Origin of the sequence: Paenibacillus brasilensis, assembly GCF_009363115.1 — a bacterium.
GTDB lineage: Bacteria > Bacillota > Bacilli > Paenibacillales > Paenibacillaceae > Paenibacillus > Paenibacillus brasilensis.
In genome coordinates, this window is sequence record NZ_CP045298.1 from 796,443 (window position 1) to 820,769 (window position 24,327).

Genomic DNA, 24,327 nt, shown 5'->3' on the forward strand with positions numbered 1-24,327 from the left:
CCGGCCCCAGCATTCATTGAACATGAAAAACCTAACTTCCGTTCGCAGCAGCCTGCTCCTGACCTGCCGAATCAGACGCCCCCGCTGCTTTAGATGCAGAATCCGCAGCTCCCTGCTCCTTACTGGCAGGAGCCTTTGCCGAAGCGGCATTTCCATCGCCCGTACTGCCGCTCTTCACAGCCGAAGAGGTCTCCTTCTTCGCGGCTGCAGCGGCTGTAGCATCTGCTGAACCCGTCGCAGCAGTCTTCGCTTGCGATTTTGCAGCAGGGGTTGCAGCCTCGGGGGCCGTAGCTGCGCCCGCTGTATCCCCTGCGCCCGTATCATCCAGCGCTCCGTCAGACAGCCCCAACCCGGCTGGAAGCTGACCATTTTTCTGCTGCTCCGCGCTCTGTTTCTCCTCTGCCTTCGCGATGCTCCGCTCCATGGCCAGAACGCTTTCGAGCTTATCAATATCCTGATAAATTTCCTGCGCCCCGCTATAGGCGTCAATGGCTCCTTCATAATCGAGATCCTTCATCAGCCGATCTCCTTTGGCCTGAAGCTTGCCGGCTTGAATCTCCTTCAACTGCTGCTGAATGGATGCCAATTTATCATTGGTTTCGGTAATCTTCTTTTCCAGCTCTTTTTGCGCGGACGTATACCCGGATTCCATCGCAGCCTTGTTTGCTTTTTTGTACAGCTTAAGCGCATTCGTGTAATCGCCGCCCTGAAATTTCAAATCTCCGTCCTTCATCCAGCTCGCGGTCTCGGCATAGCTATCCAGCTGATCAATTTTATGCTCAATATCCTTCACATTAAACGGTGGGTACAGTCCCGCGCTTTTTCGCGCTTTCTCGTAGCTGGCTTCGGCTTTGGCAAAGTCGGCCTTTTCCACATAGCCATCCCCGTCAACCATCAGCTGAGAGACCTTCTGCTCGCCCGTATACAATCTCTTATGGATCTTATCGTTGATTTTAACTGCCGCATTTTTCGCCTCGCTGTAGGACTTGAGCGCCTTCGCATAATCCCCTGCTCTTGCGTAATCATCTGCCGTCTGGGCCGATTCGATCATCGTTTCCAATGCTGCTGCCTTATTCGCAGCCATGCGCGCCAGCGTAATCCATGCTCCACTGCCTACAACGATAAAAACAAGTAAAGCAATCAAAATTCGCTTGATCAGCTTGCGACGGTTTTTAGGCTTTTCCTGAAACACTTTGTTTACATAAATGGCTGCGGCTGTATAATTGTTCACCGCCCGGCGCTGCTTGCTCAGCAGCACCTCTTCCAGCGTATCCGTCAGCATGACCGGGTCTTTCGCTTCCTCCAGCGCACCGAGCATTTCCGCCAGCTCAACATCTTCCCACATCCCGGATGTGGCCAGCAGCATGACATCTCCATCTGCAAGCTGCGTCTTTTTGGCATAATGGGCGTGAACCCCATTCGGATTGCCCAGATACTCCAGCAGATTCCCCCGTTCCTCGTGAGTGCTGGTCGCTTCGTCCGGAATGCGTCCGTCATCCGCCAATGACTGTGCCAAGCTATGATCCTTGCTGCGAAAATTAAGCCGTCCATTGCGAAAATGATATAGTCGCACGTTACCGCACGAAACGTACACCATTTTGTTGTAGTTGGTCACGACCATCAACAGACTGGCCTTGAGCCGAACACGGCGACTTTCGAATTGCAGCCATTCCTGCGCTTCGCGCAGATCTCTCATCAGACGCCGCTTGGACATGGAAGGCTTCTCCATGAAATTTTCCAGCACCGTTTTGACAACCATTTCTGCGCTGCGCAGCTCCTGATCCGAATCCAGACCGTCTGCGAGGACATAACAGGCCATGTCGTCCGTCTCCATGAATGCAAAATAGTCCCGGTTGTCTATATAAGAGCCCGCTTCCGACACAAAGGCGGTATTAAAATCGCTGTTGTCCTTGCGCATCGCTACCCCCGTCTTTCTTGTTTCATCCTATCGCCAAAATAAGTACTGTCGCGTTATCCTGGCTTTTAAAGCCTTTATCATGAATGGTGTCGATCATGGTTTCCGCCATTTCCTGCGGTGTGCCACCTTTACGCATGATCTCTTCGAGTTCAATCTCCGTCAACGCCTCCTGGATGCCATCGCTGCACAGCAGCACATAATCGCCCGAATACAGACGAATCGGTGTAGTACCAAGCTCCATGCTCTCAAAACCTTCATAGCCCAAATAGTTGACCAGTTGATTGCGTACAGGGCTCGTTTTGGCTTCCTCCGAGGTCATTTGTCCGGCCAGCACGCGTTCCTCCAGCAGGGTTTCCGCTGTATGCTTGGAATTGACCGTCTGGAAATGTCCATTGCGGTAAATCGTAATCAGACTGTCGCCCACCGCTCCATAATACAGCCGATAGCCACATACAATGACTGCCGCCAGCGTCGTTCCTCCGCCCTGCCCATTTAGATTTTGCAAAATGCTGCGGTTGCTTTGGCTTGCCGCCCCGGCAAAATACTCATTCAGATTCGATGCATCCTCCAGCTTGGCAAACGCCTTCGTAAACGTCGTCACAGCTAATGTACTGGACATGCGTCCATTGGCCAGTCCGCTGATCCCATCTGCGACCACAGCCAGCGTACCGACAGGTGTCGTCATACTTGCAAAATAATCATCCTGCTCGCTTCGACTCCCAATCGTTTGACCATTCCCGATCTCAATTCCACTCACAGTACGGCTGCCGGAACTTCGTGTCAGTCGTATACGGATGATGATAAGAACAGCGAATAGCACCGCAGCTCCACATACAACAAAATAAGGCTGCATTCCGTTACCTCCCTGCACCATTTGCCCACTTCCGTCCTATTTTTCGTTATCCCACTCAAAATGGGCGCCGCACAGCGGGATAAAGATAAATTTGCTGTGTCCCAACTGAATCACGTCATAAGCAGCCAGCTCTGCTGGTGAATATACCGCTTCATTATTGTGGTATGCCAAGCCTGACGAATCGCCTGGCAGCAAAAAGAAGTTGCGCTTCTTCGGATCATACACAATCACCGCATGATTCCTGCGGGAAATCGTGTTGTCCCCGATAATGCGGACATGCATTTCCTCTGCTCGTCCGATAAAGTTTTTCTCTGCCATGATGCGATAATCCTGACCCACCTGCGCTCCCTCGATGCATACCAGCCATCCGGTTACCGGGTGAATCCCTACCGTCTCGCCCAAATACGGCATTGTTTTGTCATTGTCTCCCGCAGCATCGGTTCTCGCCGCTGGCTCCACGCTCTTGGGCGCGGCTATATTTACTACCGTATTGCAATAAGGACACGTATTTCCATGCTTTCGTGTACTGAACATGTGTCCATTCGGGCATCTTGTCAAACTCATAGTCGGTTCCTTCCCCCATTGTCATGATTGTCTTTTTGAGCGATCTAGGGATGTTGCAACATCCCTATCTATTTAATGAGCAGCCTCGTATTGGCGATGTATAATAAATCACCCGAGTAGATTCGGTAAGGCTCGCCGCTCTCCAGTTTGTTGGTTACACTTTCATTGGCAGGCCGCAAGCCTGTTCCGTTCCCGGAATCCACATCCTCCACAAACCAGTCGCTGTTCACCCGGTTGAGCACCGCATGCTCCACGCTGATCAGGGATGCGTAGTCTGTATCTGCCAGATCAATATCCGCCTCTGAGCGGGACGTTGTTTTGCCGATCAAGAGCGACGTTTCACCTTCGATATACCATTCTTTAATGGACTCGCCTTCTTCATCAATCAGCACCAGCTTGGCAATCCGATTACGCTCTGCCTTAGGCTTTGCCACGGGTACAACGGTCACCAGATTGCGCAGTATGTATACAAGCACGCCGATTCCAATACCTATCGCGACCACGGTTTTCAAACCGCTGTAGCCTGTACGATTAAACACATAAAAGGCGATCGCCAGCATCAGCCCGAACATGGCAACATCTATGATGAAAACCCATCTGTTCTGCGCCGTTTTCACTGCTTGCTTCCCCCGTTTCCATCCTGAAATCATCACTTTTTACGAATACCAAAAAACTGGTTAAACATCGCCGAAGTATCCGTCGGATCACCTGATTTTTTCGTGTTCTTCCCAGGTGAGCCCTCCTTCGTTTTCGGATGAAAACCGAAAAACTCCTCAAAATTACTTCCTATGTCAGCCGGATTAAATCCTTTGGCTGTCTTACGCGCACCTCCGGAAGCTGCAACTCCTCTTCCTCTCTCTTGCTGCTGTCCGCCAGCTCCCTCAGTTTTTCGGATGAGCTCGGCATCGTATGCCTGCCGCAATGCTTCGTCACGCAAGGTATTATAAGCCTCGTGAATCAGCTTGAACTTGCGCGTTGCTTCCTCGCTTCCCTGGTTGGTATCGGGATGATACTTTTTCGCCAGTTTGCGGTAAGCCTGCTTAATCTCTGTCTCCGAAGCATCCCGGCCGACACCGAGCAGCTCATAGTAGTTGGTCATGGTATGATGTTCCCCTCTCCGAAAAAAATAAATATTAAGAGACCCGCAGGCCTCTTAATATTTATCCACCCTGCACCTAAGCACAGGGTGAGTGTGTGTTCAAGCTGCGCCTGACATTAAGCCGTCAAGCTTAAACCGGATATCCGCCGTCGATTGTAGCCAGCTCGGTTTTGTCTTTCTTTTGTTTGATGTAGAGTGTAAATGCACCCACACCTTCTGTGTCGCCGAAGTGCTCGTTGTAGTCTACAACGAATGCATTCGGGAAGTAGATTTTACGCACAACTTGATCAGCTGCGATAACTTCCAGTGTTACTTTACGGTAGCTGTCTGCTTTTTCAGCAGGAACCAGAGACCACAAAGCCAGTTTCAGCGTGTCATCCGCGCTGTCACCGTCTACTGCTGTGATGATTTTACCAGAGATGCGCAGTGTAGAGCCTACATCCGTGGAGCGTGCATTGGAATCGTCCGGTGTATCGGTGTCATAAATAACCGTTTGGATGTTATCCAAGCCCAGCTCGATTGTTTCTTGTCCTTCTACTTTCAATTTGAATCCCATGTGTGTTGCCTCCTTAAAATTGGGTAATATGATGGCGGGAGAAGCAGAGCTTCTCCGCAATTTATGTGTAAAGGCGGTTCTGGATAGAAACGCCTCTAACATCTTTCGTAGTGCTCGGATCATGATTTAACCGAGCTTGTTCCCTTAGTGATCATGACTTCCAGGTTCTTCACGTTACCGTTGAAGACCAGGTCGATATGGCACATATTGCTTTTCTCATCAATAATGAAGCTCATATCGTCTCCGTCCTGAATGATCGAGTTAACAGATCCTCTGCTGCCCAGCCACTTGCTCTTCTGACTGCTCGGATTGTTACTGAAGAAACGGACGATATTTTCGTGCTTGAAGTCTCCTGTCTGGTAGCGCAAAATACGTTCAATGTACGTGCTGACCAGCGTCTTGTAGATGGAGTCAAAGCCGTCCTCGGACATCGCCATGCTTCTCGCCTTGTAAACGGTAATCCGGCGGATATCCTTATCCTGAAGCTGAGCATTCTCGGACGAGAATACAAAACCAAAGTTTTTACGGTTAATGGCATCCTTGATCGTGTTAGTGAACCCGGTGATTTCCTTGGCCATCGTTGTCACGGTGCGCAGACTGTTGTCTCCGGCTTCAACGTCGAAGCGTACGCCAGGGTAGTTTTTGTTGACCGTTTTGAAGGTTTCGCGCAGGTACTCCGGACATTGATAAGCAGCGACCAGACCGGCGGCAACGTAGGCTGCGCCCACATAAACGCCCTCGATCCACAGCTTGAGAATATCCTCTTTTTCCTTGGAGAGCTGTACACCGCTTTCGGTCTGCAGCATTTTGCTGTCGATAATGACACCCGATTTGTCCTTTGGAATAATCGTGAAGTTCGGTACACAAGGAATGGCAAATTCGCTGTATTCTCTGCGAACGAGCGTAGAGCACTTGTCGATATATTTGTCAATCCCGGCTGTCGCCATGTTGTTGAAGGTCGTTTCTTCACCAGATTCAAAATTAAAGAACATTTGAACTTTGTAATCCTTCACAACCTGCAGCAGCATCGAAAGAGACTCCATGGAATTTCCGCCCTGCTTGACCACCTTCTCGTTGCCCTTGAAGCGTTCACGTGTAACCTTAACCTTACCGGCTGCTTCCAGCTCGATAGATGGTACGATACCGAACCAGATCGTGTCGCTAAACTCATTTTTAGCATTCACCGTGTTCAGGTACGTTTCCAGACGCGGGATGTTGCTGCTTTTCACCAGCATGTCCAGCTTGTTGTTCGCCACCAGCATCGTCGGCAGCATTCCCTTGCTCTTGGTTGCATATTGATCAAAGAACATTTTCACACCAAGGATTTTTTCCACCAGCGGCTTGACAGCCTTCACGAAATCGTCCTTCGCATTTTTATAAAACTCCAGATACGTGTTGTAGTTTTGCACTTCAACTGCTGTATCCACCTTGGTCTGAACAGCTGGCAGCGGTACAAATGTACGAACCACCAAATCCTTCACATAATCGGAAGGCGTATCTGTAATGGAGTTGTAATCTTCCTCGAATACCTGTGACAGATCGCCGGTGCTGTTTTCATCCAGCAGCATCAGCTCGGTGCTTTCGCTCTTCGGCGCTTCGATGATTTTCAGTTCGCCGCTTTCTCCAATAGAGAGCATACCCACCTGGATCAGTTCACCGGAATTTTCCTCTTGAGCGCCACCGAGCAAAAGACGGGTTTTAATATCTTCAATTGCCAGTGGCAGCATAGCCATAACATTGTTGTAGTTCTGACTCGCTTCCTCGAACATCCCATTCAGCTTGTCGCCCATGTCGAGTTTCTTCGGATCGCCATCATCCAGCTTGTCGTATTCACCGTACATATAGTGAATTTCTTTGCGGACTTGACGAATATCATCCATAACCTTTTTCGGAGAAATCATATCCAGCAGATTTTCAAACTTGAAATCCACATTGGTGATTCCTTGACTGCGTTTGGTATCAATGAGTGTAAACAACATTTTCAGAAAATCATTGCTTTGATTAATACGAATTTCAGAAATGCTATCCTCGTCGATCCCGTCTGGCTTTTTCAGGGTATAGACGACTTTTTGGTTAGCCGCATTAAAAAACGAATATACGGTCGGTGAAAACTTATCTAAAAATTCGTCAAAGCTGCGCACCAGAAGGTGCTCATTAATTTCCTTGATCTTCTCGTCACTCAAGCTGTCAATCCCTTTCACATCACCTACAATTGTGATCAGGTCCAGCTTTTCCGGGTTAATTTCTTCAAAAAGCATTGTCCGGTTCGTTTGATAAATGATTTCCATCGCTGTCGGCAAACAAATAATGTGTGAGTATAGGTCTATGGCTCCATACGCGGACACAGGGTGTCCAATTCAGAGTAGACGAATGCCCATGATTAGTTCATTTGCCTCCTCCCCCCTACATAACATTCAAATTGGCCAAAGGATTCGGCTTATACCGTATTCATGGTATAGGCATGTAACCTCGAAAATCAGTCCGAAGCGTGATTTAACGTTTAACAGCAAAAAATTCCAAATGAGATTTAAACTTAAAATGAGAAGTCAGATAACACAGAATTTTAAATTGTTGATTTCGCATTCCTAACTTCAATCCCATTTTTTGCCGCTGATACGAAAGCTATCATACAAAGTACTCTTTAGTTTTGTCAATTTCTGTAGTCTCAGATTGAAACAGGGTATTTTGACTCATTTTATGCGTGAATACGTAATTTTTATGATATGTTAGACCTGTTTTTACAGGGAAATATTCACAAATGGAACTGAATTGCCGATAGAAATCCATTGGATATTTCTGATAAGCGTAAAAGTATCAAATTCATGGCTAATGTGAGGGTTAACAGCTATTTTGATTCTTTATCCCTTATATCCCAAGGATTAGGAGAGTCGGCACACCCACATTGGCCTCGTCGACGGAGGGGCTTATGTTCAGAATAAGGAAACTAGGGATTATCATTTTCATGACTTTTGTACTATTTTTTCAAATGAGCTTAAACGGGGTCATTTGCACTGTAAATCAGGCTAATGCAGCATCTTTGGGGACTGCTCCGATTGAGGGTTACGATGCTGTTTTTGTATTGGACACCAGCTATTCCATGAGGGACACCGATCCCGAAGGTATTGCCGCCGAAGTCATCAGTATGTTTATGGACTTGAGTGATGCAGACCGTACACGCGTTGGCTTTGTCGCCTACAACCATCACGTAGTCGCTTCCAAGTCCCTGACCTCAATTGCCGTAGCAGCGCAAAAATCCCAAATTCAGCAGGAAATCAGAACGCTAAACCGTTCCGGTTATACGGATCTGGGACTTGGATTGCGTAAAGGCTCGGAGCTGCTGGCCGCAGGAGCATCCAAGGGACGTCAGCCTTTTATGATCCTGCTTTCCGATGGTGAGACTGATTTTGGTGCCTCCTCCGGTTCCCGAACGAAAGGGGATTCCAATAACGATGTGGCTTCGGTCATCAAATCCGCACAGACCAAAGGATATCCGGTGTATACGATTGGTCTGAATCATGACGGTACAGTGAATCGGCAGGAGCTGGAGCGGATTGCTTCTCAAACGGGAGGAGCTTCTTTTATTACGAGCAGTGCCGAGGATCTGCCGGAAATTTTGAATCGTATTTTCGCCAGTCAAATTCGTTCCAAGCTCGTACCTGTTGCTGCCATTACGACCACTGGCGAGATGCAGGAATTAACAGTCAACCTGCCGGACTCCAGTATGGAGGAAGCGAATTTAGTGCTTCTGTCCGAGCATCCTCTTCAGGAAACACAGCTGTATTCCAATTCCGAAAATGTTCGCAGGTATAAGTCGAGCCGATATGCGATTTTAAAAATTGAGCATCCACAGGCAGGTAAAGTAAAGCTGAAACTGCGGGGGATACGCGGAGATTTGGTCAAAATCAATTTGCTCGGCAGCTATAGACTGGAAGCCGAAGCTATTATGGGAGGAAAACAAGGAGCCGCAACGAATGGCAACAAGCCAGTGCAGCTACCTAAAGGCCAGGCCACACCATTTCAGGCTCAGCTTCTGTTACCGGACGGTGAAAAGCTTACAGATGAAGCTGTATATACGTCTCTTCAAGCGCATATTATAGTTACCCCTGTTCAGGGTGGCACAGCCAAAAGGGTGCCTATGACCTATAAAGACGGAGCACTTCATGCCGAATATGCGTTCCCTCAAACCGGAGATTATACTTGGCAGCTCGCTCTGGACAGCCCACAATGGTATCGTAATGGAACTGTACATAAGGTCCACGCGGCCAATGCAGCACCGCAGGTATTAAAGGACCTGACGATTCGCGTCGTGAAAGAAGATGGAGATTCCCGTCGAAGTTTATCGGATTTCTTTGCTGATCCGAATCATGACAAGCTAACCTACAAGCTGGTTACGGGAGCCTCTGGGGATGCGGCCCATGCCGAGATTAACGGTAGTGATCTGCTGCTATCCGAGCTTCACACAGGAGACTCTGAGCTGAAGATTACCGCTACTGATCCTGAAGGAGCATCCAGCAGTGCTACGCTGACCGTTTCCGTACATTCCCGGTATACCGCCATTAAATGGACGGTAGCCATCAGTATCGTGGTAGCCGCTCTTCTGTATTGGTTTTTACGGCCTAAGCCACAATTTGCTGGAAGAATCGAAGGATATTTTCTCGCAACGGCCAGTGGTCTGGAGATTCCGGTCAAATCTTGGCCGCTCACCTCCTTTCCGGGTCGAAAGGTTAGCCTGCAAGAATTGTTCCGTACGCTGGACGTCCACGAACCGCTGCCAGAGGCGGAGCAAATCCTGTTTTCCGCAGGTAAAAAAGGCAGTCTGGTTGTCAAACATGATACACGCTGCGCCCTGCAGCACGGAAAAGTCAGATTGACCCGCAACAAAAAAGCGTTCATGGAGTACGGTGACAAGCTGTATATTACGTTCGAGGACGGTGTAACTGAAATCGAACTGCGCTACAAAGCGATCAAGCCGAATACCTCGGTGTATACCGATCATATTCAAGCTCCGACAGGATAGCAGCGGTCGGAAAACAAAAAAAGGAAGCATCGTCCCTTACGATTAACGAATCGTAAGAGTGCGGTGCTTCCCTTTTTTTATCCAATATTCCGCACGCAGTGCGGCTTTAAACCATCTGAGTGAGCGACAACGCTTGTTAGCCTGTACCTCCAGACCACGCCGAATCACATACGGCAGCAGGGAAATCCCTGCATTTTCGATCCGAATCCGGTCGGTCCGAGCTGCAAACAGCCTGCCCGGCACATCCGGTGGAGGTGAGCCTTTTCGGCAATAATACAGCGTGGCGGCCAAGCTATAGATATCCGATACAGGTCCCTGCTGCGAGCGGTTAGAATAAAACTCCAGCGGAGAGTAGCCTGCCGTGGTGAAGATCGGATGCTCCTTGCCTTCAAAATGCACAGCTGAACCGAAATCAAGCAGCTTGATGCTGCCATTTTCCCCAATCATAATATTGCCAGGCTTAATATCCCGGTGAATAATGCCCTTATCGTGAATATACTCCATGGCATCAATTAAAGACAGCAACGCCTGGTACATAAAAGCAGGATCAGACATGAGCGCAGACTCTTCTTTCATTACCCTATCCAGCGTCTTGCCTGCACAATATTCCATGACTAGATAGGCAGTTCCGTTTTCCTCAAAGTGATCTATATAACCGACAATCCCCGGATGACTTAACTCCTTGAGCATTTGTCCTTCACGCAAAAAATAATGCATAAACTCCATATATTTGGATTGCATAGACGCACCGCAGGTTACCGTTTTTCGATCCGATCCCCGCAGGGCCAGCGCACTCGGAAAAAACTCCTTCACAATCACCTTTTCCCGATTATCCAACAGCCTTGCCGTATACACGATGGCCAGCTCACTGCGGGACAAGGCGCTTCGAATTTGGTATGTATTTCGCAGCTTCGTATTGCGGGCAAGCAGATTCCCGCTTGTATCCACGATCATGACTCGTCCTCCTGTCAGGTTCTTAGCTTATGTCTTTTGTATATACCGGCTTATTACACGTCTTATTATTATACCGTAAAATAGATTGATAGAAAAACAAAAGACCTGAATTCATTCCTCTGAGAAATGAATTCAGGTCTTTTGGCATTCATCTGGTCCTTTTTTCTCAAACCCCTATTAACCCAGCTTTGTTCCGGGCTTCATGCCACGCAAGGTATGAGGATGTTTCTTGTGTTGGCTGCGCAAATTGCCTTGATCCGGTTTGCTTTGATCCGGAGTACGAATCGTCAGCGCAATCAGGAATGATACGACACACAGCACCGCAATGGTGGTAAAGGTCGGGATAAAGCCGCCAAGCAAGGCTGCGATAAAAGATCCCGCCAGTGCACCGAGGCCAAAGCCCTGATACACAATACCATAGTTTTTACTTTGATTTTTCAGGCCGAAGAAATCAGCCACAATGGCTGGAAAAACGGTAATGTTGCCGCCGAAGCAGAAAGCAATTCCTGCAACACAAGCAAAGAACAAACCATAATTCAACGGTACCAGACTAAGCACTGTAACCGCGACCGCTGTTGCCAGCAACGCACCCGCTACCACTTTCAGACGACCGACCTTATCCGATAATGCACCTAGTATGATCCGACCTGCTGTGTTGAAAATGGCGACCATTGCGACCGCATTAGCGGCAGTTGCTACATCTAGCCCAGCCATCCGTACGCCGATATCCTTGACGACTCCGATCAGGTACAATCCACTCATACAAGCAGTAAAGAACATCACGAACAGCAGATATGCCTGCTTGGTGCGCAGCATCTCTTTCACGGTGTAATCTCGCTGCGGCATACCCGCATTTTGTACCGAAGGCTTATTCACAACTACAGCCTCACGTACCAGGAAGGAACCGCCCACAATCATGATGAATACGATCATACCCCAATACAGAAATGCCTGCGATACGCCAACGGATTGAATCAGCGAACCGTTAATATATTTGAATATCAGACTGCCTGTTCCGTATGCCCCAACCGAAATACCGGAAATAAGTCCTTTTTTCTCAGGAAACCATTTGATCAAATTCGACAGTGATGTAATATATGCCGTACCGTCCGCAAAGCCTACGACAACCCCCGCCAAAATGTACAGCAGGGACAGGGAAGTTACCTGCGAGCTGAGCATTAACCCGGCTCCTAACACAACGCCTGCACATAATATCAGACGACGCAGTCCCCATTTATCCTGCAGCTTACCTGCAAACAATGTAGCAAATGCCAGCGCAAAGCTGGTAATCGAAAAGGTAATGGCGACCGAGCTAAGGTTCCAGCCAAAGCGGTCCACCAGCGGTTGATTAAACAAGCTCCAAGTGTAAATCGTTCCAAGTCCCATCTGGACAATAATCGTTCCAAGCACGACCAGCAGGCGATTTCCGCTGTTTGTTTTCATATAAATCTCCTCTTTTCATTCCGGCTCTAATAGCGTCAATTTGTCATCATGATAACCGGGAATCCGGTACACACCTGCGCCATTGAAGGAGCAAGTCTGTAAGGATTCTCTCTACATGGATCATTATAACGTCGTATGTTGGCCAGAATTCATTTGAGGAATGAAATGCACATATAGCGGAATGAAATGCCTCTATAGTCGCATAATTTGCCGAAATTCCTTGGCCTTGCTTCGACTTACCGGAATCTCCGCTTCGAGGCCGCGCAAGCGCAGGAGATACGTATGATTGAACCAGGGCACAATTTCACGAATCTGCGACAGATTCACCGTGTAGGAACGGTGACAACGGAAAAAGTCCTGCTGCGGCAAGCGGGCATGAAATTCCGAGATGCTCATCGGCATCGTATATTCCTCATGCCTTGTAAATACGCGGGTTACTTTTTCCTGTGCACACGCATAGTAAATATCGCTCGCATCGGTCACAATAATTTTGTCGTTTTTCAGCAGATTAATGCGGCCCGAAGCGCTGACTGTACTTGTTTCAGCAGCTCGAGGCTGTGCAGGTGGGGCCGTATCTAGTGATTGGGCATTCCGCTGCTCATAGGCATTTTCCAGCTTGCGCAGCATGGCGGCGATCCGTTTTTCATCATACGGCTTGAGAATGTAGTCGAATGCCTCCAGTTCAAAGGCCTGTGCCGCATGTTCTTTATAGGCGGTAGTAAAAATAATATAAGGCTTTTTGGCAAATTTGCTAATATTCTGAGCCAGCAGCATCCCGTCCAGCGAGGGAATATTTATATCCAGAAAAATGGCGTCCGTCTCCTGCTCCTGCAAAAACCGGAATACATCCAGTCCGTCCTCGAAGCTATTCGTCACCTCAATGCTGCTATGCGTCTGAATAAGATACTCCAGCTCTTCGCGCGCCGGAATTTCGTCTTCTACAATTATGGCCTTCATGACTTCTCCTTTGGTATGTCAAAATAAACTTCGGTACCCGGCTCATGCTTGAGAATAATAACTCCTTCCCCGTACATAAGCTTGAGTCGTCTGTGCACATTGTACAAGCCTATTTGTTTGGCCGGAACCTGGTCATGATACAGATTATCCACAACTTCATCGCGTATACCCACCCCGGTATCTGCCACAGAAATCCGTACCTTTGCTCCCCGATCCTTTACGGAAATCGTAACTGTACCCGGCCCCTTTTTCTTCAATATCCCATGATTAATCGCATTTTCAACCAAGGGCTGGATAATCAGGCTTGGAATCTGCACAGACACCTCATCCATCACATATTCGACCTGAAGCCGATTACCGAAGCGCGCTTTTTCAATTTCCACATAGTCAGAGACCTGCTGAAGCTCCTTATGAATTTCGATCAGATCATCATTGAGCTCCAAATTATAACGCAGATAGCCCGACAAATTAATGATCAGCTCTCGCGCCTTATCCGGCTTGGTGCGTGTAGTCGAGGCAATCGCGTTCAGTGCGTTGAACAAAAAATGAGGATTGATTTTGGTCTGCAATGCCTTCAATTCGGCTTTGTTCGCGGCTTCTTTAATTTGCTCCACACGCGACACTTCCATTAACGTGGAAATGATTTGCGACAAACCAATCGCCATTGTCTGCAACGGATACGTGATTTTATAGGCTTTACGGTAATAAATTTTCAGGGTTCCGGTTACTTCCCCCCGTTCCTCTAACGGGATAATGAGCAGAGACTGAATTTGAGGCGTTTTATCATCTGCTATATGGTTGCGAATCGTGATTTTACCGCTGCGGATCGTCGATTTGGTCACATCGCTAATGATTTCGTCACCAATATGATAACGCTCCTCACCAAAACCGACATAGGCCAGCACATTTCGAGTATCCGTAATTGCAACCGCGTCTGCCTTGATATCCTCTTTTATGATTGAGCAAATCGTACGCAGGGATTCCGCATTAATAGAACGAAAATAAGGCAACGTCTTGTTGGCAATATCCAGAGCGAGCTTGGCCTGTCTGGCCGCGATATTTTCCTTTTCTCCCTCGACACTCTGGATCAACAGGACGATTAAGCCGATACTGACTTCCCCGATAATCATTGGCAGTCCGATCTTGGAAACAATATCCAGACCCAGCTCGTACGGTTGTGCCATCACCAGAATCAGCAGCATCGTCAATGCTTCACAAATCATTCCTGCGGCGATGCCGACCAGCCATCTCTTGGAACGATTAACCCGACGACCAATGTATCCAGATCCCACACCTGCCAGAATACTGGTAATCAGACATGGAATCGAGGTCACTCCCCCGATATCAATCAGATAACGGTGGATTCCTGATACAATACCTGTAATGATCCCAACCCACGGTCCAAACAAAATACCGCCCGCCATAATCGCAATGATACGAACATTCACGAGCGAGCCCTCGACTTCAATCCCGGTGTACGTGCCGAACAATGCAAACATACAAAAAATTAACGTTAGCAAAGTCAGCTCGCCCGGAGAATGGCTGTTCTTTTGCAAGGTTTCCTTAAACCGCGGGATACGGGTGATAAAAAATAAACAAATCAGCAGCAACGCTGCGCGCTCAAATAGCTGCATCAGCATTTCCAAAAAGGCGTTCACATCTGTTCCTCCTCAAATAAAAACGGACATGCCTACATTATTAAACCCACTACTCACATAATCCAATATTGATGATGCTATTCCTGGCACATATGCTTGCTTTCCCGCCAATCGGGTATGTAAATCACATCATAATGTGAAACGATCGACAACTGCCACAAATTATACCATCAACTTCCAAGTAAATGTAGCAAAACCGGGGATTACCGCCTGATCACGATACTCCCCGGCTTAATTAGCCCTATAATGCTATTTTTCGATTACTTGCTTGTGCTGGCTCCAGTAGGACTACCGGCTTCATTCTTTTCCTCTACCAGCTCTTTTAATTGCACGATCAGCGTCTCCAGTTCAGTAAATCCAGCCACCATGTTGGAGGTTATGCTTCGTTGCTCCTCTACCCCGGCCAAAATTTGCTCTGACGCTGCGCTCGCTTGTTCCGTTACACTTGCAAATTCCGTCATCTCTTGAACGACCTGGGATGAAAATTGCTGCATACTGTGCGTGCTGGCTTCCACATCCACGGCCTGAAGCAGCACTCTATTGGCATTTTGCAGGATATCCTCCAATACTGCCTCTGTGGAATGAGCCGACTCCATACTTTGCTGCAATCGCTGCTGCCCAATATCAAACTGGCTTACGACAGAAACCATCTGTGTTCTCAATTGGGTCAAAATACCTTCCATCGCCACCGAGGTGTCCCCTACCATTTCAGCCAAATGACGCACCTCGCCAGCCACGATCGCGAAGCCTTTGCCATGCTCTCCTGCCCTGGCAGCTTCAATTGATGCGTTCAAGGACAGCAAATTAGTCTGCTTTGAAATTCGAGTAATATCGTTAAGCATGGCAGACATGTTATCACTTTGTATTCTAAACTCATCCAATTCCTTTTTGGTACGGCTCATGACCTGACTCAAATCCGTAATTTGAGACGTCAATGCAAGTAGTTGACCGCTCCCTTTTCCCCCGGCATTTTTTGTATCTTCCGATAGTCGCTTCAGTTCCCGGGAATGATCGGCAACATCACGGACATGCTGGTCAGATTTGGACAAGTTATCCGTTACCTCCGTGATATTGGAAGCTTGCATCTCTACTCCTTTGGCAACCTCCTGAAAACCGATGGCCACTTCATTCGTCACATGGCCCGTAGCATCCACCTGATTTCTAAATCGCTCAGTAAAGCTGTGCAATCCGGCCACCGCCTGTCTAACCTGCTCAAATAGAAACTCAATACGCTGCCTTGTCGCATTGATATCTTTATTTTGCTCTTCACTTTTCTGAAACTGCTTTTGATTCAGCACCGAAACCACTAACAGCAGTATACCAATTAATAGAACAACAAAAAATTCATTAACATAGCGTAATAAACCAGTAACACGAGGATCTGGCGGCGTACCGATTGTGATTTGCACAAAAATATTACATAAATTCAAGGTCATAGCTACCAGAAAATAACGGTAAGAGGGGTAAAGCAAAACTAAGGAGCAAATTAGGATGGTGGTAACCACATCTACACTCGATAAATTCAAATATATACAAATCAATACGCTAAAAAACGTAGTAATCCACGGAATAACACGAATACCTTTCTTTTTCACATTCAGGATCGTCAAAGTTACAGCGACCGCCAAGCCCACACCATTAGATATCCACATCGAGGGGTTAGTTAATGCCGGGACAACTCCGCTTAAAGCCATGATCCAAAAAATAATGATCACCAATTTGTTTCTTTGCCACAACAATTCATTCGTTCTGTCCATAATTGTGTACGCGCTCCTTAGATGAAGATTAGGTATTTTATAAAATAAAAATGTACATGTCTACTATGTATATCGTCATATCAGAACGCGTATTGAATGATGAATCTATAAACAATCTAATCTCCCTCTAACTACCAAATCATAAAAGGACAACGCAAAAAATCGCCCCCTAGCAGAGAGCGACTTTACATCTACTTAGGAATGACCGTTTCTGATTGAAAGCTGGTCATATACTCGTAACTGGTCACAACACTATGCTTCCTTGTTTTCTGAAGTCTCTCCGGCGCCTTCCGCTGCCGCCGCATCACCTTCCACAGCAGCATTTTCTACTTCAGCCGCACGTGAGACAATGACAGAAGCAAGCAGCTCCTCTCCAGGAACGTGGAGTGTTACTCCTTTTGGAAGCTGTAAATCGCTTGCGCTGACCTTGTCACCAACCTCCAGTGCGGATACATCGACCTCAATGGTAGATGGCAAATCGGCGGGAAGCCCCTCGACTTCGACTTCCGTTTCCTGCACTTGCAAAATACCACCCTTTTTTGTACCTGCAGGGGTTCCTTGATAATCAATAGAGACACGCACGCGAAGCGGCTTGTTTTTGGAAATTTTCAAAAAATCGGCATGCAGCCAATGGTTGTCACGCTGTTGATAATCTTTAATAATGACCGGAATCGTTTCTTTACCTTCTATTGTGAGATTAAATACTTCTGAACGTCCGGTTCTGACAACTCTATTAAATTCCTTGGCATCGACATGTACAGGAATTCCTTCAAGCTCAGAGCCGTAAACCACAGCTGGAATCCGTCCTTTTGACCTCAATCCACGAATGGCCGAACCCTTCTTCTCTGTTCTCGGCTGGGCGGTTAGTTGAATACTTCCTCCATTAGAACTCATGATATACAACCTCCTTCAGGTTATCTTACCCATGATTTTCTCCAAGAATCTTACTGCTTAACAAGTCCATAAATCTATTTTACCCTTTTTTTCTGAAACTGATACACGTTTGCTTGAACCTCTCATGGCTAAAGTCACAAGATTCCTAAGTACGGAAACCTATCGGTTTCTAATTAAGTAGGCTATCCCCGTAGTTCCTACGGTTACTGCACTTATGCAGACTGTAGTCTTTTGCCTTCGGCAAGGATATTTTTACTTGCATTTACATCTCTGTCATGGGCAGTATCGCATGATGGGCAAGTCCATTCACGCAAGTTCAGATTCTTTACTTCTTTGTTTTGATATCCACAACACGAACAAAGCTGAGAGGAAGCAAATGTTTTGCCTACTGCAATGACAGTCCGCCCAAACCAGCCAGCTTTATATTCGAGCATGGTTCTGAATTCATACCAAGACACTTCACTAATCGCTTTGGCCAGTTTATGGTTTTTCATCATGTTAGATACTTGCAAATCTTCAATCGCAATGAGGTCGTGGTTTTTGACAATATGCGTTGAAATCTTTTGCAAGTAATCTGTTCTTGCACTCACAATACGTTCATGGATTCGGGCAACCTTCATTCGCTGTTGATTCCAGTTAGCCGATCCTTTCACACGTCTGGATAAGATCCGTTGCTCACGAATGAGTTTTTGCTCCATATTCCGTAGGAATTTTGGATTCTCAAACACTTCACCGTTAGATAGAATAGCGAGATCTTTTAATCCAACGTCAATCCTGACTTCCTGGTTTGTTTTTGGCCATGATTGTACATCTGTTTCTACCAACAACGATACAAAATATTTGCCAGAAGGATTGTGTCTGATTGCAGCCGACAGGATACGACCTTCCACCTCTCTTGATTTTGCAAAACGAACAAGACCTAGCTTCGGAAGTTTGATTTTGTTTCCGTCAATCGTAATGTTCCCGTTGGTGTATTTCGTTGTATAGGACTGGACCTTGTTCTTTTTCGACTTGAAACGAGGTGCATTGCTTTGCTTCTTGAAAAATCGTGAGTACGCATCGGCAAGATTCTTTACAGACGACTGTATGGCGATGCTATCTACTTCTTTGAGCCATGGCCATTCTTTTTTCAGATTCGGCAGTTCAGAAGAGCATACTCCGTATGTTAAGCCTTTACCTGTTAGTTTGTACGTATCGTTCCACTTCGACAAGAAGTGGTTGAACACAAAACGACTGCAACCAATGGTCTTATGAATCAGCATTTCCTGCTCCTTGGTTGGGTAGATACGGAATTTGTATGCTTTGTTTACTAACATATGTTTCACCTCACTTTCTGATTTTGAAAATTACCTTCCTAAATAGCTTCTTTTTTAACTGGGAACTCCTTCAATCCTAGGATAACATATGTTAAAAAGTTCAATCTATTACTCTTCAATATCAGTGTTTTCGTTAATTATAAAAAAATAGCATTTCTCGAAATCATCGAAAAATGCTATATCAAAATGCTATTTTAGAGTAACCGGGGCAACTAGTACACAATGACATTAATATTTAAGCATGGGTAGACGTCATCGAACAAATCCGTTATGTTGGAAATAATATCCAACAGGAACGGGAGAATACAACACATGGCTAAACGAGAAAAACACATGGTAGCCTTTACCGAAAAGCAAAAACAGATTCTGGAGTACTTGAGAAACGGCAGCCACAGTCCATTGCACTTGATCCAGCGATCTACGATCCTGCTGTCCTTTGGAGAAAGACGTACCGAACGCAATACCGCCGCGAAGTGGCGCGCCACGCTGGATCGCCGCCAAACCGGAATTGGATCGCATCGAACAAGAGAACGCCCGGCAGTTTGCGATCGGCGATCAAGGCGACGTTACAGGATGCTGCCAGACCCGGCAAGCCGACCAAATTCACGCCTGAACAAGTCGCTCACATCATCAAGACCGCTTGCGAGAAACCGGAACATTTCGGCATCCCGCTTTCGCATTGGACGCCGTCTGCGTTGGCGCGTGAAGTGGTGAACCAACAAATTGTGCCATCCATCTCATCCCGTCAAGTGGGGTGCTTCTTAAAAAGAGAGGGATTTGAAACCGAATCAAAGCCGGTACTGGCTGAATCCGAACATCACGGATGAAGCCTCGTTCCATCAGGAAGTCCATCAGGTGTGCGAAGTGTACGAAGTGTACGAAGCCGCTCCAGCCTTGTACGAAAACGGCATCCATGTGCACTCCACTGACGAAATGACAGGCATTCAAGCGTTGTCGCATAAGCATGAGGCATTGCCGATGGTTCCCGGAAAAGTGGAGCGTCGGGAGTTCGAATATGAGCGCCACGGCACTTCCGGTCTCATCGCCTCCCGACATGTGGTTACCGGGCAGATCGAGTCGCCGCTCATTCAGCCGACGCGTACGGAATTGGATTTTGTGCAGCATGTTCGTGAAGTCGTTCTGCTGCATCCGGAGTACCAACATATCTTTATTACGAATCAATTGAACACCCATCAATCCGAATCGTTGGTTCGCTTCGTCATCGATCGGGGCAAGCTGGGGCTGGACGAAGAGACCATCGGCGTAAAGGGAAAGTCAGGCATCCTGAAAAGCTTGGCCACGCGCAAAGCGTTCCTGGAAAACCTCGCCCATCTCATTCGGTTTGTGTATACGCCCAAGCATTGTTCATGGTTGAATCAAATTGAGTGTTGGTTTTCTATTTTGGTTCGTCGCTTACTGAACAAGCGATCCAGCTTCTCGTCCAAAGAGGCGCTTGAAGAGCGCATCGCTCAGTTTATCGTTTACTATAACACCCATCTAGCCAAGCCGTTCAAGTGGACATTTGACGGCAAGTTGCTTAAGGTTTGATTATTGCTCATTCTTTTATGCCATTGTGTACTAGCCTTCTTTTCCGGAGATACTAACAGGCCTGTAACTGGACAGCAATAGTTGATGCAATGGAGAAGAAGACACCATGGGAGAAGGCTGTAACGAAACGAGCTATAAGCAGCAGTTCAAATGACGTTGAAAGCGCGGCAATCCCGTTGCCGATAATGAAAATAACCATCAGCCACATAAGTAAAGACTTGCGGCTCATACGATTGATGAGCGCAGTGAGAATAGGGGCTCCTACAGCAACCTCGATGGCATAATCTGAAATAAGCAAGCCAGCCAGGGTAAGACCGATTTTCATGTCACCTGCGATGGATGCAAGCAAACCAACTGGAGCAAACTCAGTTGTTCCGATACCAAAAGCACTGATAGCAAGAGCTAGAAGCGCCCAGTTACCTGATTTTAATGTTTCTTTTTGCATTGGGGCTGATTGTACAGATGATTGGCTCATGCAAATATTCCTCCTAGTTGTGAATCTAACTTCTCTACCGAAGTAAACTTTACTTTTGGTCTATGAGTGCTAGTATAGAGCTGTAAGGAATAAATGATAAGTACGTACTTTAAAGTTCTGTAGTAACCAAAAAGTTATATACGCACTAAAAAGTACTCTACTTTGCTTAAGGAGGTAAATTAAAGTGTTTAACATTCCAGTTGAAGCAACTCTTGAAGTGATCGGTGGCAAATGGAAGGCCGTCATCTTGTGTCATTTAGATAAGGGGGAGAAGCGAACAAGCGAATTAAAAAGATTAATGCCTGGCATTACCCAAAAAATGCTTACCCAGCAATTACGTGAGCTTGAAGAGGACGGAGTGGTGAAACGAAGTATTTACGAACAGATACCGCCGAAAGTTGTTTACTCGTTAACAGAATATGGATGGTCTCTGAAACCCATTCTTGATACGATGTGTGCTTGGGGTGAGCAGCATATGGAAATGGTTGAAGGCCCCGAAATTGAAATTTCCAAATAAATTATTTGGGTACAGTAAGCCTGGAGGCATTATGATTGACTTTGAATGGTACCGGAGTTTCATAAGCATCTACAAAAATGAAACTGTTTCTAAAGCCGCAGAAAGCCGTTACCTTACACAGCCGGCGATGAGTCAGCATTTGTCGGCCTTGGAAAGTGAAGTGGGAGAGCCATTGTTTTTGCGGACTCCGCGAAAGATGGTTCCTACGGACAAGGGGAAAGAGCTGTATACACTCGTTGCGCCCATTTTGGAGCGTTTAGAGAATATTACATTGCGCATCAAAGCTCCGTCCCTTACCGAAATTCCGAAGGTACGCTTAGGTGCAGCACCGGAATATATGCTTTATCGGCTTTTGGAGTATGGGGAATCTATGGGGTTTCGCATTATTGCACAATTGGGAACGGCTGAACAGCTCTTGGGATATCTGCAGGAGGATAAAGTCGATTTTATTATTACCTCGCGAAAAAACGATGTTCCGGGCTTCTCTTACGTAAAGCTGGAAGTCGAAACCTTCGTACTCGTCGCTCCAATGAATTATGAATCTCCGGCGGACGATATTGAAGAATGGCTAAACCTGCAGCCTTGGTTGAGCTACGGACTGGAATTGCCAATCATACGAAGATTTTGGCGACAGCATTTCAATAAACGTCCGCAATGGGAACCGGTCCATGTTATTCCTGATTTACGTGGGATACTGAAAGGAATCGAAAGTCATATGGGGATGAGCCTTTTGCCAACCTATCTCATTCGTGAATCCTTGTCCCTCGGCAAAACGAAGGTGGTTTTTCCTGACTACACTGTCGAAAATGAGCTTTATCTTGCGTATAGGGTGAAGGACAAAGAACACCCGAATCTTCAAATGGTGATTGAAAAGTTAAGAAGCATAATAGGATAGAATAAAGCTGCGAACCGGATAGGCTCGCAGCTTTATTTATAAAATATAAGAATTTATATGTTTCACGCACTAAATTATTTTATATTTTTCGCAGAAGCGGACCGTCCTTTTAAAGGACGGTTCCGTTTCTGCTTACCCGAGCAGATTAATGATTGCTTTGGCAACACTTTCGGTAGATTGAGGATTTTGCCCGGTAATCAAATTTCCGTCTACCTCATAATGATTACTCCAGTCGGATTCTGCTACAAAGTCGGCCCCCGCTTGGCGCAATGAAGATTCCAGCAAGAAAGGCATGTAGGCGTCCAAGGTTGCTGCTTTCTCTTCCGAGTCGGTAAAGGCTGTCACTCGTTTTCCTTGAACCAGAGGAGTTCCATCGGATAAAGTGGCATTGACCAATCCGGCTGGTCCGTGGCAAACTGCGGCGACAATTTTGCCCGCTTCGTAAAATTCTCTCAGCAGTAATTGGAGCTTTTGGTTCTGGGGCAAGTCAAACATCGTACCGTGACCACCGGGAAGGAAAATAGCTTCAAAGTCCTCGGATTTAATCTCGTCCAATTTCACCGTATTTTCCAGATAGCGGGCAGTGTCAAGAATCTCCTTGAGAGTGTCCGCGTTTATGCTGGACTCATCAATTGGCGTTTTACCGCCCAATGGACTGGCTATGGTGATTTGGTATCCTTGTTTGCTGAATTCCAGATAAGGCTCAGCGAATTCGGAAAGCCAAAGGCCGGTTGGCTTTCCATTATTCATTTTATCCGCTGAAGTAACAATAATGGCTATATCTTTTGGCATGTTGTTTCTCTCCTTTAGGGAATTTGTTTTGCAGTCCCCATTGTATAGTTGGCCCAGGAATATATCCAATTAGATAATGAGCATAAAGGTATAAATTTATTTATAGGTCTCGAATAGTTCCCGAAAAATTTAGTAGGCACTTTTTAGTGCCTACAGTACTAAAAAGTACGTACTATTCATAAATGTTCAACTGAATTTATAATAATCCTTGCCATACACGTTTCTACCCGGAGCAATTAATGAATGGATGAAAGATACAAATGGTGAATAGTTTACAAGATACTACTACACTGCGTAATGGTGTGAGCATGCCGTGGTTTGGGTGTATTTAAAGTTGAGGAAGGTCCCGAACTTGAAAACAAGGCTGCCAGTGGAGGATCGCTCAGCAAGAGCCTTTTTCCTGTTTGGTAAACCCGGCGACAGGAAAAGAACACGAGTATGAGATCAAGGAAGCCGAAGCTAAAAAGAAAGTGATGGTCGTAGGTGGAGGAGCGGTTGGTATGGAAGCGGCTATTGTAGCTGCCAAACGCGGTCATGATGTAACCATATATGAAAAGAATAATAAGCTTGGCGGACAATGGCCGGATGAAATCATCCTCGCTTTGGGAACCACTCCAATTTCTGGAATACCAGGCGCAGACAAATCTCATGTATTACCGCAAATGATGTATTAATGGGTAAAGTTGATCTGGTAGAAGATGTGGTCGTCATTGGTGGCGGGTTAGTAGGGGCAGAAACTGCAGAACATATTGCCGTTCATAATCGAAAGACCTCAATTGTTGAGATGCGTCCGGAAATTGCAGCCGATATGGAGCCTTCCGTCCAAAGAGTTCTTAATGAAGTCCTTAAAGGCTAATGAAGTAACCGCTTATGTAAATTCGAAGGTACTGGAAATAACAAATACCAGTGTAATCATTGAAACGGAAGAGGGAGCCCAATCGCTGCTTGCTTCCTTGGTAGTTCTGGCAATAGGATCAAGATCCAATAACTCATTGGCTGCAAAACTTGTAGATAAGTACAGCGTTAAAGTTCTTGGTGATGCTTCAGTTGTAGGTAAGGTTTTGGATGGTATCAACCTTGCTAACAAGACTGCTTTGGCAATATAAAAAGGAGG

The 24,327-nt window shown here is 46.6% G+C and carries 24 protein-coding genes and 1 pseudogene; 8 read left to right on the plus strand and 17 right to left on the minus strand.

The window, feature by feature from the left end:
- Nucleotides 1–31 precede the first annotated feature (31 nt).
- The 7 genes from GCU48_RS03655 to GCU48_RS03685 all read right to left on the minus strand — a co-directional run bounded on the left by GCU48_RS03655 (nucleotide 32) and on the right by GCU48_RS03685 (nucleotide 7,278).
- Nucleotides 32–1,918, minus strand: coding sequence for a PP2C family protein-serine/threonine phosphatase (locus GCU48_RS03655; protein WP_152379093.1), 1,887 nt, complete (start codon nucleotides 1,916–1,918; stop codon nucleotides 32–34).
- Nucleotides 1,919–1,940: 22 nt separating this feature from the next.
- Nucleotides 1,941–2,771, minus strand: coding sequence for a PP2C family protein-serine/threonine phosphatase (locus GCU48_RS03660; RefSeq protein WP_152379094.1), 831 nt, complete (start codon nucleotides 2,769–2,771; stop codon nucleotides 1,941–1,943).
- Between the two features lie 36 nt (nucleotides 2,772–2,807).
- Nucleotides 2,808–3,335 (minus strand): FHA domain-containing protein, encoded by a 528-nt coding sequence (locus tag GCU48_RS03665; protein WP_152379095.1) that lies wholly within the window; start codon nucleotides 3,333–3,335, stop codon nucleotides 2,808–2,810.
- A gap of 68 nt (nucleotides 3,336–3,403) precedes the next feature.
- Nucleotides 3,404–3,952: an FHA domain-containing protein gene (locus tag GCU48_RS03670; RefSeq protein WP_025716304.1), complete on the minus strand. Its 549-nt coding sequence runs from the start codon at nucleotides 3,950–3,952 to the stop codon at nucleotides 3,404–3,406.
- 32 nt (nucleotides 3,953–3,984) lie between these two features.
- Nucleotides 3,985–4,434, minus strand: coding sequence for a DnaJ domain-containing protein (locus tag GCU48_RS03675; protein WP_152379096.1), 450 nt, complete (start codon nucleotides 4,432–4,434; stop codon nucleotides 3,985–3,987).
- Between the two features lie 130 nt (nucleotides 4,435–4,564).
- Complete coding sequence (locus tag GCU48_RS03680; protein WP_152379097.1) at nucleotides 4,565–4,990, minus strand: membrane-associated protease 1; 426 nt, start codon at nucleotides 4,988–4,990, stop codon at nucleotides 4,565–4,567.
- Between the two features lie 119 nt (nucleotides 4,991–5,109).
- Nucleotides 5,110–7,278, minus strand: a complete 2,169-nt coding sequence (locus tag GCU48_RS03685) for a transcriptional regulator (protein ID WP_152382097.1) — start codon at nucleotides 7,276–7,278, stop codon at nucleotides 5,110–5,112.
- A 638-nt stretch (nucleotides 7,279–7,916) separates the two neighbouring features.
- Here GCU48_RS03685 and GCU48_RS03690 point away from each other — a divergent pair.
- Nucleotides 7,917–10,007, plus strand: coding sequence for a VWA domain-containing protein (locus GCU48_RS03690; RefSeq protein ID WP_152379098.1), 2,091 nt, complete (start codon nucleotides 7,917–7,919; stop codon nucleotides 10,005–10,007).
- A gap of 42 nt (nucleotides 10,008–10,049) precedes the next feature.
- Here the strand turns inward: GCU48_RS03690 and GCU48_RS03695 are convergent, their stop codons facing one another.
- The 8 genes from GCU48_RS03695 to GCU48_RS26750 all read right to left on the minus strand — a co-directional run bounded on the left by GCU48_RS03695 (nucleotide 10,050) and on the right by GCU48_RS26750 (nucleotide 19,505).
- Entirely contained in the window at nucleotides 10,050–10,961 is a 912-nt protein-coding gene (locus GCU48_RS03695) for a serine/threonine protein kinase (RefSeq protein WP_152379099.1), read from the minus strand.
- A gap of 177 nt (nucleotides 10,962–11,138) precedes the next feature.
- Entirely contained in the window at nucleotides 11,139–12,404 is a 1,266-nt protein-coding gene (locus GCU48_RS03700; RefSeq protein WP_152379100.1) for an L-lactate MFS transporter, read from the minus strand.
- 192 nt (nucleotides 12,405–12,596) lie between these two features.
- Nucleotides 12,597–13,361: a LytR/AlgR family response regulator transcription factor gene (locus GCU48_RS03705; RefSeq protein ID WP_152379101.1), complete on the minus strand. Its 765-nt coding sequence runs from the start codon at nucleotides 13,359–13,361 to the stop codon at nucleotides 12,597–12,599.
- Nucleotides 13,358–15,019 (minus strand): LytS/YhcK type 5TM receptor domain-containing protein, encoded by a 1,662-nt coding sequence (locus GCU48_RS03710; RefSeq protein ID WP_280116423.1) that lies wholly within the window; start codon nucleotides 15,017–15,019, stop codon nucleotides 13,358–13,360. The genes GCU48_RS03705 and GCU48_RS03710 overlap by 4 nt, the downstream gene beginning before the upstream one ends.
- A gap of 260 nt (nucleotides 15,020–15,279) precedes the next feature.
- Complete coding sequence (locus GCU48_RS03715) at nucleotides 15,280–16,776, minus strand: methyl-accepting chemotaxis protein (protein WP_152379102.1); 1,497 nt, start codon at nucleotides 16,774–16,776, stop codon at nucleotides 15,280–15,282.
- Between the two features lie 252 nt (nucleotides 16,777–17,028).
- Nucleotides 17,029–17,670 carry a 50S ribosomal protein L25 gene (locus tag GCU48_RS03720; protein WP_152379103.1) on the minus strand — a complete coding sequence of 214 codons (642 nt, stop codon included), beginning with the start codon at nucleotides 17,668–17,670 and terminating at the stop codon, nucleotides 17,029–17,031.
- A gap of 212 nt (nucleotides 17,671–17,882) precedes the next feature.
- Nucleotides 17,883–18,986: an IS200/IS605 family element RNA-guided endonuclease TnpB gene (tnpB, locus tag GCU48_RS03725; RefSeq protein ID WP_152379104.1), complete on the minus strand. Its 1,104-nt coding sequence runs from the start codon at nucleotides 18,984–18,986 to the stop codon at nucleotides 17,883–17,885.
- 252 nt (nucleotides 18,987–19,238) lie between these two features.
- Nucleotides 19,239–19,505 carry a hypothetical protein gene (locus GCU48_RS26750; protein WP_167518640.1) on the minus strand — a complete coding sequence of 89 codons (267 nt, stop codon included), beginning with the start codon at nucleotides 19,503–19,505 and terminating at the stop codon, nucleotides 19,239–19,241.
- On the opposite strand from GCU48_RS26750, the gene GCU48_RS29055 reads away from it, so the two are divergent.
- Together GCU48_RS29055 and GCU48_RS03735 are read left to right on the plus strand one after the other, a co-directional pair.
- The gene (locus GCU48_RS29055) at nucleotides 19,460–19,813 is read left to right on the plus strand and encodes a helix-turn-helix domain-containing protein (RefSeq protein WP_370881018.1); all 354 of its coding nucleotides are present in this window, start codon (nucleotides 19,460–19,462) and stop codon (nucleotides 19,811–19,813) included. The genes GCU48_RS26750 and GCU48_RS29055 overlap by 46 nt on opposite strands.
- Nucleotides 19,764–20,534 carry a transposase gene (locus GCU48_RS03735; RefSeq protein ID WP_208811942.1) on the plus strand — a complete coding sequence of 257 codons (771 nt, stop codon included), beginning with the start codon at nucleotides 19,764–19,766 and terminating at the stop codon, nucleotides 20,532–20,534. The genes GCU48_RS29055 and GCU48_RS03735 overlap by 50 nt, the downstream gene beginning before the upstream one ends.
- Nucleotides 20,535–20,598: 64 nt before the next feature.
- On the opposite strand, the pseudogene GCU48_RS03740 reads toward GCU48_RS03735, so the two are convergent.
- Nucleotides 20,599–20,979 (minus strand): annotated as a pseudogene (locus GCU48_RS03740) (MFS transporter); the annotation flags it as partial.
- Nucleotides 20,980–21,187: 208 nt separating this feature from the next.
- Here GCU48_RS03740 and GCU48_RS03745 point away from each other — a divergent pair.
- Both GCU48_RS03745 and GCU48_RS03750 read left to right on the plus strand, forming a co-directional pair.
- Nucleotides 21,188–21,526, plus strand: a complete 339-nt coding sequence (locus GCU48_RS03745; RefSeq protein ID WP_152379106.1) for a winged helix-turn-helix transcriptional regulator — start codon at nucleotides 21,188–21,190, stop codon at nucleotides 21,524–21,526.
- Nucleotides 21,527–21,557: 31 nt separating this feature from the next.
- Nucleotides 21,558–22,421, plus strand: a complete 864-nt coding sequence (locus GCU48_RS03750) for a LysR family transcriptional regulator (RefSeq protein ID WP_152379107.1) — start codon at nucleotides 21,558–21,560, stop codon at nucleotides 22,419–22,421.
- Nucleotides 22,422–22,553: 132 nt separating this feature from the next.
- Here the strand turns inward: GCU48_RS03750 and GCU48_RS03755 are convergent, their stop codons facing one another.
- Nucleotides 22,554–23,213, minus strand: coding sequence for a type 1 glutamine amidotransferase domain-containing protein (locus GCU48_RS03755; protein WP_152379108.1), 660 nt, complete (start codon nucleotides 23,211–23,213; stop codon nucleotides 22,554–22,556).
- Nucleotides 23,214–23,617: 404 nt separating this feature from the next.
- On the opposite strand from GCU48_RS03755, the gene GCU48_RS28605 reads away from it, so the two are divergent.
- From GCU48_RS28605 to GCU48_RS03775, 3 genes are read left to right on the plus strand one after another with little or no spacing between them, the layout of a single operon-like run.
- Nucleotides 23,618–23,887: an FAD-dependent oxidoreductase gene (locus GCU48_RS28605; protein ID WP_280116424.1), complete on the plus strand. Its 270-nt coding sequence runs from the start codon at nucleotides 23,618–23,620 to the stop codon at nucleotides 23,885–23,887.
- Nucleotides 23,887–24,069: an NAD-binding protein gene (locus tag GCU48_RS03770; RefSeq protein ID WP_152379110.1), complete on the plus strand. Its 183-nt coding sequence runs from the start codon at nucleotides 23,887–23,889 to the stop codon at nucleotides 24,067–24,069. The genes GCU48_RS28605 and GCU48_RS03770 overlap by 1 nt, the downstream gene beginning before the upstream one ends.
- Complete coding sequence (locus GCU48_RS03775; protein WP_152379111.1) at nucleotides 24,050–24,319, plus strand: hypothetical protein; 270 nt, start codon at nucleotides 24,050–24,052, stop codon at nucleotides 24,317–24,319. The genes GCU48_RS03770 and GCU48_RS03775 overlap by 20 nt, the downstream gene beginning before the upstream one ends.
- Nucleotides 24,320–24,327: the final 8 nt, after the last annotated feature.